The organism is Acinetobacter sp. YH12239 (genome assembly GCF_013417635.1).
Taxonomy (GTDB): Bacteria; Pseudomonadota; Gammaproteobacteria; order Pseudomonadales; family Moraxellaceae; genus Acinetobacter.
Genome location: NZ_VPDP01000030.1, coordinates 1 through 13,980 on the forward strand (window position 1 = coordinate 1; position 13,980 = coordinate 13,980).

Annotated in this window: 11 protein-coding genes and 4 pseudogenes; 4 read left to right on the plus strand and 11 right to left on the minus strand. The window is 35.7% G+C overall.

The genetic code is table 11. The annotated features are described in order from the left end of the window. Nucleotides 1–80: 80 nt before the first annotated feature. From FTV17_RS14650 to FTV17_RS14660, 3 genes are read right to left on the minus strand one after another with little or no spacing between them, the layout of a single operon-like run. Nucleotides 81–617 carry a hypothetical protein gene (locus FTV17_RS14650; protein ID WP_180000579.1) on the minus strand — a complete coding sequence of 179 codons (537 nt, stop codon included), beginning with the start codon at nucleotides 615–617 and terminating at the stop codon, nucleotides 81–83. Then, complete coding sequence (locus FTV17_RS14655; protein WP_180000582.1) at nucleotides 617–1,369, minus strand: putative type VI secretion system effector; 753 nt, start codon at nucleotides 1,367–1,369, stop codon at nucleotides 617–619. Before FTV17_RS14655 ends, FTV17_RS14650 begins: the two co-directional genes overlap by 1 nt. Nucleotides 1,370–1,372: 3 nt before the next feature. After that, nucleotides 1,373–1,567 carry a hypothetical protein gene (locus tag FTV17_RS14660; RefSeq protein ID WP_180000584.1) on the minus strand — a complete coding sequence of 65 codons (195 nt, stop codon included), beginning with the start codon at nucleotides 1,565–1,567 and terminating at the stop codon, nucleotides 1,373–1,375. 60 nt (nucleotides 1,568–1,627) lie between these two features. Here FTV17_RS14660 and FTV17_RS14665 point away from each other — a divergent pair. Continuing rightward, nucleotides 1,628–2,019, plus strand: a pseudogene (locus FTV17_RS14665) (TolC family protein); the annotation flags it as partial. Nucleotides 2,020–2,085: 66 nt separating this feature from the next. Here FTV17_RS14665 and FTV17_RS14670 read toward each other — a convergent pair. From FTV17_RS14670 to FTV17_RS14680, 3 genes and pseudogenes are all read right to left on the minus strand, one after another. Further along, on the minus strand, nucleotides 2,086–3,174 hold the full coding sequence (locus FTV17_RS14670) for a DUF6708 domain-containing protein (protein WP_180000586.1): 1,089 nt from the start codon (nucleotides 3,172–3,174) through the stop codon (nucleotides 2,086–2,088). 12 nt (nucleotides 3,175–3,186) lie between these two features. After that, on the minus strand, nucleotides 3,187–4,275 hold the full coding sequence (locus tag FTV17_RS14675; protein WP_180000588.1) for a DUF6708 domain-containing protein: 1,089 nt from the start codon (nucleotides 4,273–4,275) through the stop codon (nucleotides 3,187–3,189). 12 nt (nucleotides 4,276–4,287) lie between these two features. Next, nucleotides 4,288–5,301: pseudogene (locus FTV17_RS14680) on the minus strand (DUF6708 domain-containing protein); the annotation flags it as partial. On the opposite strand from FTV17_RS14680, the pseudogene FTV17_RS15590 reads away from it, so the two are divergent. Then, nucleotides 5,293–5,427, plus strand: a pseudogene (locus FTV17_RS15590) (hypothetical protein); the annotation flags it as partial. The pseudogenes FTV17_RS14680 and FTV17_RS15590 sit on opposite strands and share 9 nt — an antisense overlap. Before the next feature lie 25 nt (nucleotides 5,428–5,452). Here the strand turns inward: FTV17_RS15590 and FTV17_RS14685 are convergent. The 3 genes from FTV17_RS14685 to FTV17_RS14695 form a co-directional block, all read right to left on the minus strand. Then, a complete protein-coding gene (locus FTV17_RS14685) occupies nucleotides 5,453–6,196 on the minus strand; it encodes a putative type VI secretion system effector (RefSeq protein WP_180000590.1) in 744 nt (247 codons plus the stop codon). A 21-nt stretch (nucleotides 6,197–6,217) separates the two neighbouring features. After that, nucleotides 6,218–7,009 carry a tetratricopeptide repeat protein gene (locus FTV17_RS14690; RefSeq protein WP_180000592.1) on the minus strand — a complete coding sequence of 264 codons (792 nt, stop codon included), beginning with the start codon at nucleotides 7,007–7,009 and terminating at the stop codon, nucleotides 6,218–6,220. Nucleotides 7,010–7,196: 187 nt separating this feature from the next. Further along, entirely contained in the window at nucleotides 7,197–8,111 is a 915-nt protein-coding gene (locus FTV17_RS14695; protein WP_180000594.1) for an IS5 family transposase, read from the minus strand. Nucleotides 8,112–8,280: 169 nt separating this feature from the next. Between FTV17_RS14695 and FTV17_RS14700 the strand changes: the two are divergent. Both FTV17_RS14700 and FTV17_RS14705 read left to right on the plus strand, forming a co-directional pair. After that, a pseudogene (locus tag FTV17_RS14700) lies at nucleotides 8,281–8,663 on the plus strand (TolC family protein); the annotation flags it as partial. A 179-nt stretch (nucleotides 8,664–8,842) separates the two neighbouring features. Continuing rightward, entirely contained in the window at nucleotides 8,843–9,847 is a 1,005-nt protein-coding gene (locus FTV17_RS14705; RefSeq protein ID WP_373687214.1) for a formylglycine-generating enzyme family protein, read from the plus strand. A 28-nt stretch (nucleotides 9,848–9,875) separates the two neighbouring features. On the opposite strand, the gene FTV17_RS14710 is transcribed toward FTV17_RS14705, so the two are convergent. Together FTV17_RS14710 and FTV17_RS14715 are read right to left on the minus strand one after the other, a co-directional pair. Further along, nucleotides 9,876–12,851 carry a hypothetical protein gene (locus FTV17_RS14710; RefSeq protein ID WP_180000605.1) on the minus strand — a complete coding sequence of 992 codons (2,976 nt, stop codon included), beginning with the start codon at nucleotides 12,849–12,851 and terminating at the stop codon, nucleotides 9,876–9,878. Nucleotides 12,852–12,853: 2 nt separating this feature from the next. Beyond that, nucleotides 12,854–13,980 (minus strand): type VI secretion system Vgr family protein (locus tag FTV17_RS14715; RefSeq protein WP_180000607.1); only part of this gene is annotated, 1,127 nt, incomplete at its 5' end.

Consider the following 13,980-nt stretch of genomic DNA (forward strand, 5'->3'; position numbering starts at 1 on the left):
CGCGATTAATGAGTGCTCGGTTATATGCGGGCCAATTGGTTGTGCGGTAGATTTTGTGTGTAGGCTTCTTCATTTGAAAATTATATGGCTGAAGAAGCCCTTAAGAATAGCTTTCTGCAACAAAGCCGAATTAGAATATCTTCAGTTGAAATTGAAGAAGATAATAAGAATAAAGGAATAAAAATAAAGGCTGTTATAAAGTAAAGTGTAAAAAAGCCTTTCTTCGTTGATTTTTTTATAGGAGAGATAGCCCCACCCATCCCCACTTGCATATATAATAAACCTGACTCTGGACTCAATGCCGAATATAATTCATAAATATTGTCTCTAATGTTTTTTGCAACACATACAACATAATCACCCTCTTTCAAATATATTCGATGAAACTTGCCAATAAATACCTTTCCATCAACTTCCATCACTATGGTATCTACTAGCAATTTACTTTTACTGGCTAAAAAAACCGTTTGTGCTCCAAGCGAAACACTACCAGTCATGCTACTTAGGATTGCCGAAGATATGATAAAACTATCTGTACCACTCCCCAATGCATCTAGCATTGCGTCACTTAATTCTATGCGATTAATACGCCCTTCAAATTTAAATAGGTTATGCATTATTTTTTTGTTTTAGATTCAACATAGTTTTCTGGGTATGGATCATCCTGTATCACACGTCTGTATTCATAAACAGATTCTAGAAATCTTCTTTCATTAGGATCTCTATATCTGGCAGTTAACATATAAATTTCATCGGTATTTTTAAATCCAAATTTATCAAAAACTAATTCTGAAATTTCTGATAGCTCAAAAACGGGTTTAGATGCCCAGTGAATGAGATAAAATAAAATAAAATAGGAAACAACTAGAGCTAATATAATAATAATTATATTTTCAAAATTTAAGCCTTTAAGATAAAGGAATAAAATAATTGAAAATACTGTAGATATAATATATAAGAAATAGAAAGCCTTTTTTGTTGATTTTTTTGCTGGTTTCACGGATGCTCCCATCCCCACTTGCATATACAATAAGCCCGACTCTGGACTTAATACCGAATATAATTCATATATATTGTCTCTAATATTTTTTGCAACACATACAACATAATCACCTTCTTGCAAATATATTCGGTGAAACTTGCCAACAAATACCTTTCCATCAACTTCCATCACCATAGTATCTACTAGCAATTTACTTTTACTAGCTAAAAAAACTGTTTGTGCTCCAAGCGAAATACTACCAGTCATACCACTTAGGATTGCCGAAGATGTGATAAAACTATCTGTTCCACTCCTCAATGCATCTAGCATTGCGTCACTTAATTCTATGCGATTAATACGCCCTTCAAATTTAAATAGGTTATGCATTTTCTATATAATCACTATGGCTTTAGCAAAGCCTTCAAATTCTCCATCTTCTTTTTTATAAGCATTTTCTTTACTCTTAGCTTTTCTAAATGATGATTTTTGACACCAGTCTTCCATTTCATCATCTAGGCAGTAGGCTTTTACTAAGGACTCTAAAGCTAATAAACCAACATGCACACCAACACTACCAGCGATCACTCTTGCACTTGTTAAAAAACAATAATAGCGTTCATCGTTACATCTAACTTTACGATTGGTTTAGATGTTAGTCTTACGCCACCCTTCTTGCAATGAAATGACATGAAACGTGATTTACGTGTGAACAAATTGGATTATGAAAATTCAATTATTCAATACCGTCAGATCTTGTACAACCTTTTGCCGATGTTGAAAATGCGTTATCTGCACGCAATGAAATAGACAAACAAGTCGCTTTACAAGAACGTAATGTTCAACTCGCTGAGAAAACGGAACAACTCACACAAGTGCGTTATAAGAATGGTGCAATTGCACTTAAGAATTTGATTGATGCACAACGTACTACTCGTGAAGCACGTTTAAGTTTAGTTCAAGCCAAACAGACTCAGTACAATGCTTACGTGACGTTATTGCAAGCTTTGGGTGGAAGTCCGATTCAGCAATTACCTTAAATTTGATTAAAAATTAAAAAGCCCTAAGGGGCTTTTAATTTTACATGACTTCAAGAAAATATATTTTCATCTAAAACTCCAACTTAAATAAGCCAATCCTGTAAAAAAAGCAATCGCCAAACTAAATAAAATCAATCCACTCAAAGCTATGACTAAAATCTGCGTCCATTTAAATGTTAACGGTTCAAGATGCCGCTGTTGTCTCCTAGAGTCATACGCATCATCTATATCAACCTCACATTCTTTTTCAATATGTGGCGGCCATTGTGGGATTTTTGAAAAAAACAGCCCCAATCTTCTTAAAAATAAATTTGGCAACCAAAAAATACTATTTAATGTAACCGACAACATATACCTATACTCTGGTCGTGCTTGCTGAACTCTTTCTACAATATCGTTAATCATATAAACACGTTCAAAGGTTTCTTTAAAACTTGGCTTTCGATTGTAAACGTCAAAAAATTCTGGAATTGCTGCATCAATCTTTTTTAAATCTTCTCTTTGCATATAAGCCTTAAAAAATGCTAAATGCTGATCTAAAAGATTAGGCTCATATACAGGTGCCAAAAATGGAAATATTATTTCTTCTTCTACTATATTTTCTGAATTAACTAAGCTTCCTCTTAATTCAATATCATCTCCCTCTTTAACCGCTGAAAAACGTAAATCCTGCCAATTTAGTTCAATGATTTTTTGTTGCTGCGGTGAAAAAGCGTAGACTTTCTGAGTTTTACGGTTAAAACGAATTGGATAATGGGTATAACCAAATAGATCATATTTTGCCATTTGGTAATTGGAATAAATTAAGTACAGTATTCCTGGTATAAAAATGCCCAACCCGACTACTAATAAATATTCTTGCGCTAAAATAACTTTATAAAGACCATATAAACATACAAATATACCTAGTATTAACACCCCCCACATTGGAAGTGCCAATGCGGTGGCACGTCCACGAATAAACTCCCAACTATCCATCACTTCCACAAAGGTAGAATTAAAACGAATTACTTGACGGTGGGGATACAACTGATCTGTGTTTAGGCTATTGATATCAATTTCCCGCAGGCGCAAACGACCATGTTTATTCGGTACACCGATCTCAAAGGGTTGATTCAATGTGGTGAATTTGGTTTCGTAATCTTCTCTTAGCATTTGGTTTTATTCTTATCTAGCATTCCAACTTAAATAAGCCAGTCCCGCTAAGAATGCAATAAAAATGCTGGTTCCTATAAACCAACCTATAAAGAGAATCACTTTTTCACTGAAACTAAACACCAATGGATCAAGGTGCCGTTTTTGCCTTCTAGAGTCATAAGGGTCATCTATCGCAACCTCACATTCTTTTTCAATATGTGCAGGCCATTGTGGAATCTTTGAAAAAAGTAAGCCCAATCGCCTTAATAGAATTAATGGAAATAATGCAAAAGCAACACCCGCTATTCCATTATCTCGCTCAACAGGACGAGTTTGTTGGATGATTTCTTCACCATCGAACTGCATATAAACACGTTCAAAACTTTCTTTAAATGTCTCTTTTCGGTTATAGACATCAAAAAATTCTGGAATCGTGGCATCAATCTTTTTTAAATCATCATCTTGCATATAGGCTTTAAAGAATGCCAAATGTTGATCAACCAATTCTCTTCCATATATTTTTGTAATAAAAGGAAAAATGATTTCTTCTTCGACGATATTATCTGCATTGACTAAACTTGCTCTTAATTCAATATCAAAATGACCTTCTTGAACTGCTGAAAAACGTAAATCCTGCCAATCGAGTTCAATGATTTTTTGTTGCTGCGGTGAAAAAGCGTAGACTTTCTGCGTTTTACGGTTAAAACGAATTGGATAATGGGTATAACTAAATAGGTCATATTTCGCCATTTGGTAATTGGAATAAACTAAATAGGCTAAACCAATAATTAGACAGGCAAATACAACCATACTCCAGTAAACTTGTTTAAAGTACAAGCTATATATAAAGAACAAAAACATACCGATTGCAAAAAATAATGCAGCCCACATTGGAAGTGCCAATGCGGTGGCACGACCTCGAATAAATTCCCAACTATCCATCACTTCCACAAAAGTGGAGTTAAATCGAATCACCTGACGGTGGGGATAGAGCTGATCGGTGTTTAGGCTATTGATATCAATTTCCCGCAGACGCAAACGACCATGTTTATTCGGTACACCGATCTCAAAGGGTTGATTCAAGGTAGTGAATTTGGTTTCGTAATCTTCTCTTAGCATTTGGTTTTATTCTTATCTAGCATTCCAACTTAAATAAGCCAGTCCCGCTAAAAATGCAATAAAAATGCTGGTTCCTATAAACCAACCTATAAAGAGAATCACTTTTTCACTGAAACTAAACACCAATGGATCAAGGTGCCGTTTTTGCCTTCTAGAGTCATAAGGGTCATCTATCGCAACCTCACATTCCTTTTCAATATGTGCAGGCCATTGAGGGATTTTTGAAAAAAGTATCCCGAGACGTCGAACAAGTATTGTTAAGAACCATATACTTGCCATCATTGAAACGCCCGAAATATCTTTCTTTGTTGGACGTGTTTGCATAGCTAACTCATTGAGAACGTCATTAACCATGTAAACCCGTTCAAAACTTTCCTTAAATGTCTCTTTTCGGCTATAGACATCAAAAAACTCTGGAATCACTGCGTCAATCTTTTCTAGATCATCACCTTGCATATAGGCTTTAAAAAATGCTAAGTGTTGATCAATCACATTATGATCATCAAACGAAACATATGGAAGAATAATTTCTTCTTCTACGATATTCTCTGAATTAACTAGACTTGCTCGTAATTCAATATCAAAACGACCTTCTTGAACTGCTGAAAAACGTAAATCCTGCCAATCGAGTTCAATAATTTTTTGTCGTTGCGGTGAAAAAGCGTAGACTTTCTGAGTTTTACGGTTAAAACGAATTGGATAATGGGTATAACCAAATAGATCATATTTTGCCATTTGGTAATTGGAATAAATTAAGTACAGTATTCCTGGTATAAAAATGCCCAACCCGACTACTAATAAATATTCTTGCGCTAAAATAACTTTATAAAGACCATATAAACATACAAATATACCTAGTATTAACACCCCCCACATCGGAAGTGCCAATGCGGTGGCACGTCCACGAATAAACTCCCAACTATCCATCACTTCCACAAAGGTAGAATTAAAACGAATTACTTGACGGTGGGGATAGAGCTGATCAGTGTTTAACCTTTTGATATCAATTTCCCGCATAAGAATTTGATTGATGCACAACGTACTACACGTGAAGCACGTTTAAGTTTAGTTCAAGCCAAACAGATTCAATACAATGCTTACGTGACATTACTGCAAGCATTGGGTGGAAGCTCGATTCAGCAATTGCCTTAAACAAAAAAGCCCGTAAGGGCTTTTTTTATTTATCTTCTAAATAACTTTCAGGATATGGGTCATTCTTTATCACTTTCCGATACTCGAAAACTGACTCCAATGTTATTGCACTTGCTTTATCATGGTATCTTGCAGTTATCAAACTAATATCCTTAAATGAATCAAATTCATACATTTTAAAAACTTTTTCTGATTTGACTGCAAAAGGTTTACTTGTCCTCATAAGTACCCAGAAAAATCCTAGCATGAAGATGTAACAAATTAAAAAAATAATACTATTTTCTAATAAGTTGCTCCAAAATGATGTTTCGCTCATATATGATAAAGTAATTGCTAGGCCTCCAAGCATTATGAGTAAGAATTTAGCAAGCGCAATAAATATAGAATGATTCGCTTTGATAGTCGTTCCCATTTCCATTTGCATATACAATAAACCAGTTTTGGGGCTCAATACCGCATATGGTTCAAACGTATTATCATTATTTTTTTTAACTATACAAATAAGGTACTCATTGTCTTCAAAAAGAACTTTTTGAAATTCACCAATACAAATATGGTTGTTAATTTGCATCTTATATGAATGAACATTCTTTTTTGTTTTTGTTGCTAAATATATATTTTGAGATGCCTGTAAGATATTTTCACCAATTACACCTAAAAAAGATGAAGTCCTAATTATTTTATCAGTGTTCTTACCAAATACACTCCACACTGAATTTTTTATCTGAAGATCAGAAACTCTTCCTTCAATTTTCAAAAGCTCTTCCATTTGATTTATCCTAAAAATTAACTAGCAACCAACCGTTTCAGCACATTTTTGATCCCACTGGTGATACTCGCTCAAATCATTGATATTTTTATAATAGAATCTAATATTATATATCGCATCAGCATGGCCTGCTTCAGCTAAAGGCTTAATTAATTCGATCGCTTTTGAGTAATTTTCTTCAACCCCGTCCCCTCTCGCATACATTGTTGCTAGTTGTAATGTAGCGGATGTATAGCCTTGTTCTGCAGACAACTCATACCAGTGTCGTGCTTTTTCATCATCTTTTTTTACCAAATCGGATTGATAGTACACTTGCCCCAAATTGAACTGAGCATCTGCATTACCTTTTTGTGCAGCTTGCGTAAAGTAGTCAAGCGCTATATTTACATCTATTTCAGTACCATTGCCATTTTCATATATGATTCCTAATAGATTCAATGCAGGTGCATAATCCTTGATATTTTCCAAAATCGATTTTGCTTCCGAAAATTTTCCTTGATCAAATCTGATTCTAGCAACGTTATACATTGCAGGAATGTATTTCTGATTACCTGCCTTACTATATAGTTCAAGAGCTTTATTTAGATCTTTTTTCACATAAAAACCATGTTCGTAAAAAGAACCCAATTCATTAGTCGCATAATTCTGATATTTTTTTGATCGATTCAATTTTAATAATGCATCATAAGCTTGTTGATAGTTGTGGTCTTTCGAACTCTTTTGGTAATGTTTTAAAGTATCCTCATCATTCAAATTAGATGAAGAACAAGACACAATCACAAAGAGTGCTAACACAACAAATGAGAATTTCATAAACAACACAAGTCCCTTTTGAGCAAATGAATCATAATTTGAATTGAAAATTTAAACATGATTTAGAATAAATAATAAATTAGGTAGTTTATAGTTAAGAACGGCTTTGTTGTATAAAGGATTTAAAGGCAAAGTTCTCCTAGGCGCCTCAAATTTAAGTGACAACTTGAGTATGAGGTCGGCCTAATTATGTAAATTTATTTAAAATAGCTATACGGGCACGTACCTCATTGACTTGGCTTTGAAAGTTCCTAGCACTGAGTTTATCGCCTAAAAACTTGATGCAATGCATCTTAGTTTCGACCAAACTTCGGTGATGATAGCCTGACCATTTTTTCCATAGTGTCCTACCTGAGAAGCATTGCTTCGCAAGATTAACTGTTCGAAGTAATTCATTTCGCTCTCGCGAATGAACTTTGTTATCTTTCCAAGGCTTTGCATTTTTTCTGGGTGGAATCACTGCATACGCTTGCCGATCTGCAATGACCTGACGGCATTGTTTTGTGTCATAAGCCCCGTCTGTATAGACTGAATCAATCTGCTCATCTAATGGGATTTGATCAAGTAAATCTCCAAGAACTTGCGAATCACTGATATTATTCGTTGTAAGCTGAGCTGCTCGTATTTGCAGGGTTTTAGCATCTATACCGATATGCAGTTTACGCCATTGGCGACGATATTCAGGCTGATGTTTCTTACGTTTCCATTCACCTTCACCTAAAAACTTCAAGCCCGTGGAATCGACGGGTAGATGCAGTCCATTACAACTCTTTTCATAGCAAATTTGAATATCAATATGCTTTTGTCTTCTGCAAATGGTTGAATAATCTGGAGCTGTCCAATTTAGACCACACAGTCTAATAAAGCTTTGAACAAAACCAGTGACCATCCGTAAGGAAAGACGAAATAAGGATTTGATCATTAAACAGCATTGAATGGCTGTGTCGGAATAAGTGTGATTTCGACCATGTTTGCCTTTTGGGGGAGCGTACCATTGGGTTTTTGGATCAAACCAAATTGTTAAGTTACCACGATTGATCAAAGCACGATTGTAGGATGACCAATTTGTTGTACGATAAATTTTAGGTGTAGGCTTATTCATCTGAGAATTATATTGCTGAGTAAGCCTTAAGAGGTAGGTTTATGCAACAAAGCCCTAAGGACTCTAAAGCTAATAAACCAACATGCACACCAACACCACCAGCGATCACTCTTGCACTTGTTAAAAAACAATAATAGCGTTCATCGTTACATCTAACTTTTCGATTGGTTTAGGTGTTAGTCTTATGCCATTCTTCTTGCAATGAAATGACATGAAACGTGATTTACGTGTGAACAAATTGGATTATGAAAATTCAATTATTCAATACCGTCAGATCTTGTACAACCTTTTGCCGATGTTGAAAATGCGTTATCTGCACGCAATGAAATAGACAAACAAGTCGCTTTACAAGAACGTAATGTTAAACTCGCTGAGAAAACGGAACAACTGACTCAAGTGCGTTATAAAAATGGTGCTGTGGCGCTGAAGAATTTGATCGATGCCCAGCGTACGACACGTGAAGCACGTTTGAGTTTGGTTCAAGCCAAACAGACTCAGTATAATGCTTATGTGACATTATTACAGGCTTTGGGTGGAAGCGCGATTAAATAGTTACCTTAAATAAAAAAAGCCCGAAAGGGCTTTTTTAAAACTGATCTATTTTCAAGTTGTCTTTCAAGCTACAAATACAAAGAATATAATCACCACAATATTACAAAACCGAACTTTCTCTATTTTTATACTTTTATTATGATATCTAATATAATTTCTTTAATTTGCTGAATAATAAGATGATCAAACAAAATTTAGTTGCTCTTTTATGTACTACAATTGCTCTGACTGCTTGTGCAAAATCTAAGACTGAATCAGCAATTTCAGAGCCAACATCAAAACATTCTGTAAGTTCTAAACAAGACCCTGTTTTACAAAAGAGAATTGATCAGCTAGTTGAAAAAACTAAAAAGAATATGATTTTTATAGAGGGTGGTACGTTTATGATGGGCGACTTCGGCCCACTTACACGTAAAGATAAACTGCCTATTGTTGGACTTTATGCTGCTATGCCTGCACATAAAGTGACCCTTGATAGTTTTAGTCTAAATGCATATAAAACGACATTCGATGATTTTGATATTTATACGGACAGTTTAGGATTACCTCGTATCAGTATGCAAGAAATTGCAAAAATAGCTCGTCAACCAATGGCGCCAGCAGGTATCAGTTGGCAACAGGCATCAGATTATTGTCAATGGTTAGGGAAACAAGTCGGCATCCCTATGAATTTACCAACTGAAGCACAGTGGGAATATGCTGCCCGAAATAAAGGACAGTATGTCATATACCCTACAGACAATGGCAATTATGAAACGGGGCGTAATGTTTGGAGTGATGAACAAAGACGTGAATATAGCCAATCTATATCTGATGCTGATGGTATTAAGGTGGCAAAACTAGGTAAATTTCCACCAACACCTTTAGGTTTTTACGATATGGCAACCGATAACTATGAATGGATGTCCGATTGGTTTGATCCACAGTATTATAAAAATTCACCTGAGCTCAATCCACAGGGTCCCAAGTCGGGTAAATTAAAATCCGTAAGGAGTACACATCAAGAAGGAGCAGCGCAAAGTTTAGCAATACACGGAAGCGTAACTACTATTTACAGAAGTGGAATGGAACCTAACCCACAGTTTGATAAAAATGATTTAGATGGTATCAAATATTTAAATCCAAATAGCTCTACTTCTGTGCGCTGTGCTTCCAACTCACCAAGACCTTTTCCTAAGCCATAAAATTTAAATCTATAGACATTGGATGGGTTTAAGCCATCCATGTTTTATTTTCGTCTTGGTTTATATACATCTCTACATCTAACTCTTCGATTGGTCTTGGTGCTTGTACTAAAAAACTCTCTGCCTTCTCTAAACCTTCTGCTATTTGTATCTGTCTAAATTCTGGTGAGTCAAAACGAGTAATTATATAATCTTTTGGATATTCCAATATACGTTTTCCTCGCATTTTAATATATTCATCAATATATATATTTCCTGATTTATAGTCTTTAGGGAAGTCATGATCTCTATTTATTCGAGATATAATTTCTTTAAGATCAGCTAGAGGCAGCATTCCACCAGACTTAGCACCCAAATTTAAAAACTCTAACAATTCTTTTTCATTTTCTGCGATGGTTTTATTACTTTTCTGTCCATCACTACTCATATGTTGCAATGTGTTAGTCCAATGGCTGACTTGAGTAACGCTCTGGAACAAATTAATAACAGCTTTTTTATGTTCTGGAAGTTGATGTTCTTTATCAGTATAAATTAACTTCCAGCCTTCACTCTCAGATGGGTCTAACATTCTTGTTTTCCATCCATGTCGTGTAATATGGTATAAAAAACAGCCACGACTTTCAGGACTTAAATATTTAAGCCACTGGGGTTTCGTATTAATTTTTCGGCACATCGCAATACGCTTTTCAGCTTGAGCTAGGCTCGCTTTAAAAATTCTGAACCGCTGATCTATGTTACCTGTAATTGATTGCAAATCTTCAAATGGCAACATCATGCTAATCTTATGCAATAAAATAAAATCATCATGCAGCATATAAGTGAGTTTTTTAAAGCTAACATAGGTGAGTTGGTAGGCTATGAATTTAACCAGCATGTATATATTTTTCATATCTACTGTAAATTCTAATGCCCCTTTTCCTCCTGCTCCGAAACAAAGCGCTAAGCTGGCTTTAAAACGAAATGCTCCATTTGCATAATACAAACTGAATTCACCAGCAGCACCCACACCTGCACTCAAGCCTAATGTCGGGGATATTTTTGCGAGATCTGTAAAATCTTTCGGATTCTCAGGATCTAACCATTGTATACCACCAAAGGGAGAGATATTCGCTTGCAAACCGGCAAAAGCATTAATTCCCGCATTAAATTTATTCTCTTGAGGAACGTCCTCATCTATTCCAGCTTTATTTATATCTAAAACTGCTCGCTTCGAAGTGTTATATGCATTGGTCACTGTTGCTTTAGGATCACGTTTAACGCTCGTTAACAACTGTTTAGTACCATCATTACTCACAGTAACTGCAAAAGCGGAAGAAGCTGCAAAAACAGCACCTGAAAAACTATATATTTCAGCACCACAAATAAAACGAATAGCGCCCATTTCCACGCCATCAGCAGCTAAAATACAACCTTTTAAGCTTGGATAAGCCCATAGCCATTTTTTCTTACCTTCCAACAAGACCATTTTTGCTTGAGCATACGCCGAACCACTTGCATGAAAACCTTTAGTTCCCCATTTTACTGTCCCATCATACCCTGTACTAGCGATCAATCTTAACCATTGAGCTTGAACATCTACCATTGAAGAATTACTAGTTTTATAGCTATCTACTAATTCGGTTGCAGTAATTCCAAAAGCTTCTGATAACGTTGAATTTGGAATAAAGGTGACAGATTTTTCACCCTTTACCTTTTTAAGTTCTGTACTTATATCAGTAATCGTTTTTTGAAAATTTTCTTTAAATTTTATTTTATCAAAAGCTTCATAATTTCCAGGACTAGCTCCTGTTGTAACTTCATTATTTCCACTTCTCCAAGGAACTGGATAGCTTAATTTATATTCAAATTTATTTAACCTTTTATTCTTGTTTTTGATATGCTGACTTTCGTTAGTATATTTTCTAACTGCATTTAATTTCTGAGTTCCATCTTGGGCTGTAAACATTTCAAAAGCTAAAACTTCTTTAATATCAGACTGCTTTTTGAAATGTTTATTCATTTCTTTAATAGCTTCATCTTGAGCAATTCCCATTTCTTTTTCTGCTTGACGAATTTGCTCGGGGGTTTTAGCCTCTAATGCCATCAACGTATTAACTTTTTCACGTGTTTCATGCATATTATTGATTTTTTTCGTTAAGCCTCCTGATATTTCTAAAAACTCCTTAAAATCATCGGGGCTTAATACGTAAATTTCTTTAGTTACAGGGTCAACAATAATCGGAATATTTTGTTTTCCCGCAAGATAAGTCGTGTTTTTGATATCTGGTGCAGTAATTGCTGGTGCTGCTTTTACATATTGAATTTTTACGACATCTTGATGAGCATAGAAAGGATATAGAACTTCTGTATATACATTAACACTTCCTAATTCTCCCCCATAAAATCTTAAAATTACTGGGAAATCGACATCAATTAAATCAGTCAGCCCATCTCTAATTGTTCGCAGACCTTTGAGAGGTTTCCCTTTAACTTTTACTATATCTTTTTCATTTTTACTACTTTGTTTAGCTGTTGGATATAAAACATCATAATTCAAGCGAGTATTAAAAATTTTCTTATCAGCTTTAAGTAATTGTACAAGTAAATATGGTTTGACAAAAAGCTGTTCAACTTTATTTATAACTTTACTTTCGGGCAAAAATACTAACGGTCTATTGGATGAACTCTCCGTATTTTTTCCAACCTGTCCAAAATCAATTGGTTTAGGTTTAAAATCATCTAGTGATGTTGCTAAACCCAACATTATTTTCGATGCATTAGCAAAATAATATAACTTTGGTACTAGGTATCCCCCCTTCCCCTTATTCATTTTAGGATTATAAACTTCTAACTTAATAACAGGATTCCCTGATATTGATATAAATTTTGTTTTGCCTTCTTTATCTGTGGTATCAGTAATTAAAACTTTTCCATTAAAAGAAATTTTGTACTTCGTATTAGTTAAAGGTTTTTTTGTGTTGTTTCCTTGGAAAATCTGAAGCTGGTAATTGGTTTGGTTACTCATTCTCAACTCTCTTTATGGTTTATTTTATAACCACTATGATCTTCATCTTCAATATAAACTTGGACTTTTTCAGGCCCTGCCGTTTCAATTTTTACAGTCTCTCCGTCGGAATTAGTTTTGCCTTTTTTCAGACTGCCATCCGACATAAATATCAAATAATTTTTATTCGCTAACGGTTTGCCATCAAAATCAGTAACTTGGTAAGTCAAATAGCAAGGTGAAGAGTTTAACTTTAAAGGAGGCACATCTACCTTCTCACCGCCAATAAACTTATGCTGCCCCGCCTTCACTTCAAACTTCCCGCCAGTGGTTGGTAATATCCCAGAACTATTTAGTTTCACTTGAGAGCCGCCTGCAGTTAGATTAATTTCATTCGGACTGGTGATATAAATCGTATCTTCAGTGGAAATAATCTGCACACCCTTTCTTGCAATCAGATCAGCACCATCCCCTTGCGCTTGAATCTCAATCTTCCCTTTCCCTGCATACAGTCGTGCTCCCTCTTGCGCGGCAAATAAGCTGATCTTCTTGCTGGCATGTCCGATGATGCTGTCTTGGGTGCTGGTGTTAATACTTCCTTGCGCAATTTGGTTAATCTGTCCATCTGCACTAAGGTGGATGTCTTCGTTACTTTCTACGGCAATTGAACTTGGTGAAGCCAAGAGCATGATCGCTTGTTTAAAAGCCGCGGCTTTGCTTTGGTCTTCGCTCTCTAAGTTCTTGAGATAGCCCTGTAGGTTTTCGAGTAAGCTGAGTGGATCAGTCTGTTGATTTTTTGCCACTTCACTCAAAGCTTTGGCGTTGTTTAAGCTACTTTCGAGTTGTTGTTTGGCTTCGCTTGCATCGAGATGGTTTGCTTTGGCTTCTTCTTGTTTGTAGGTGGAGATGAGTATGCCTTCGCCCGCTCGTACTGCACCCCATTGGTCGGTTCTAAGTTCGAAACCTTCGCCTCGTCCTTCACTTTCTGCGGTTGCTTTGGGATGACTGAGATTCCCTAGGTTAAGTTGGCTCGCCCCGTGGGTGTTTTGCAGTTGGGTGGAGATTTGTCCTGTGGTGTCATCAAAGCGGAGTTGTCCATAGCCTTCGCCTTGGACTTCTTTACTTTTAATCCCTGCGAGTTTTTTGGTGT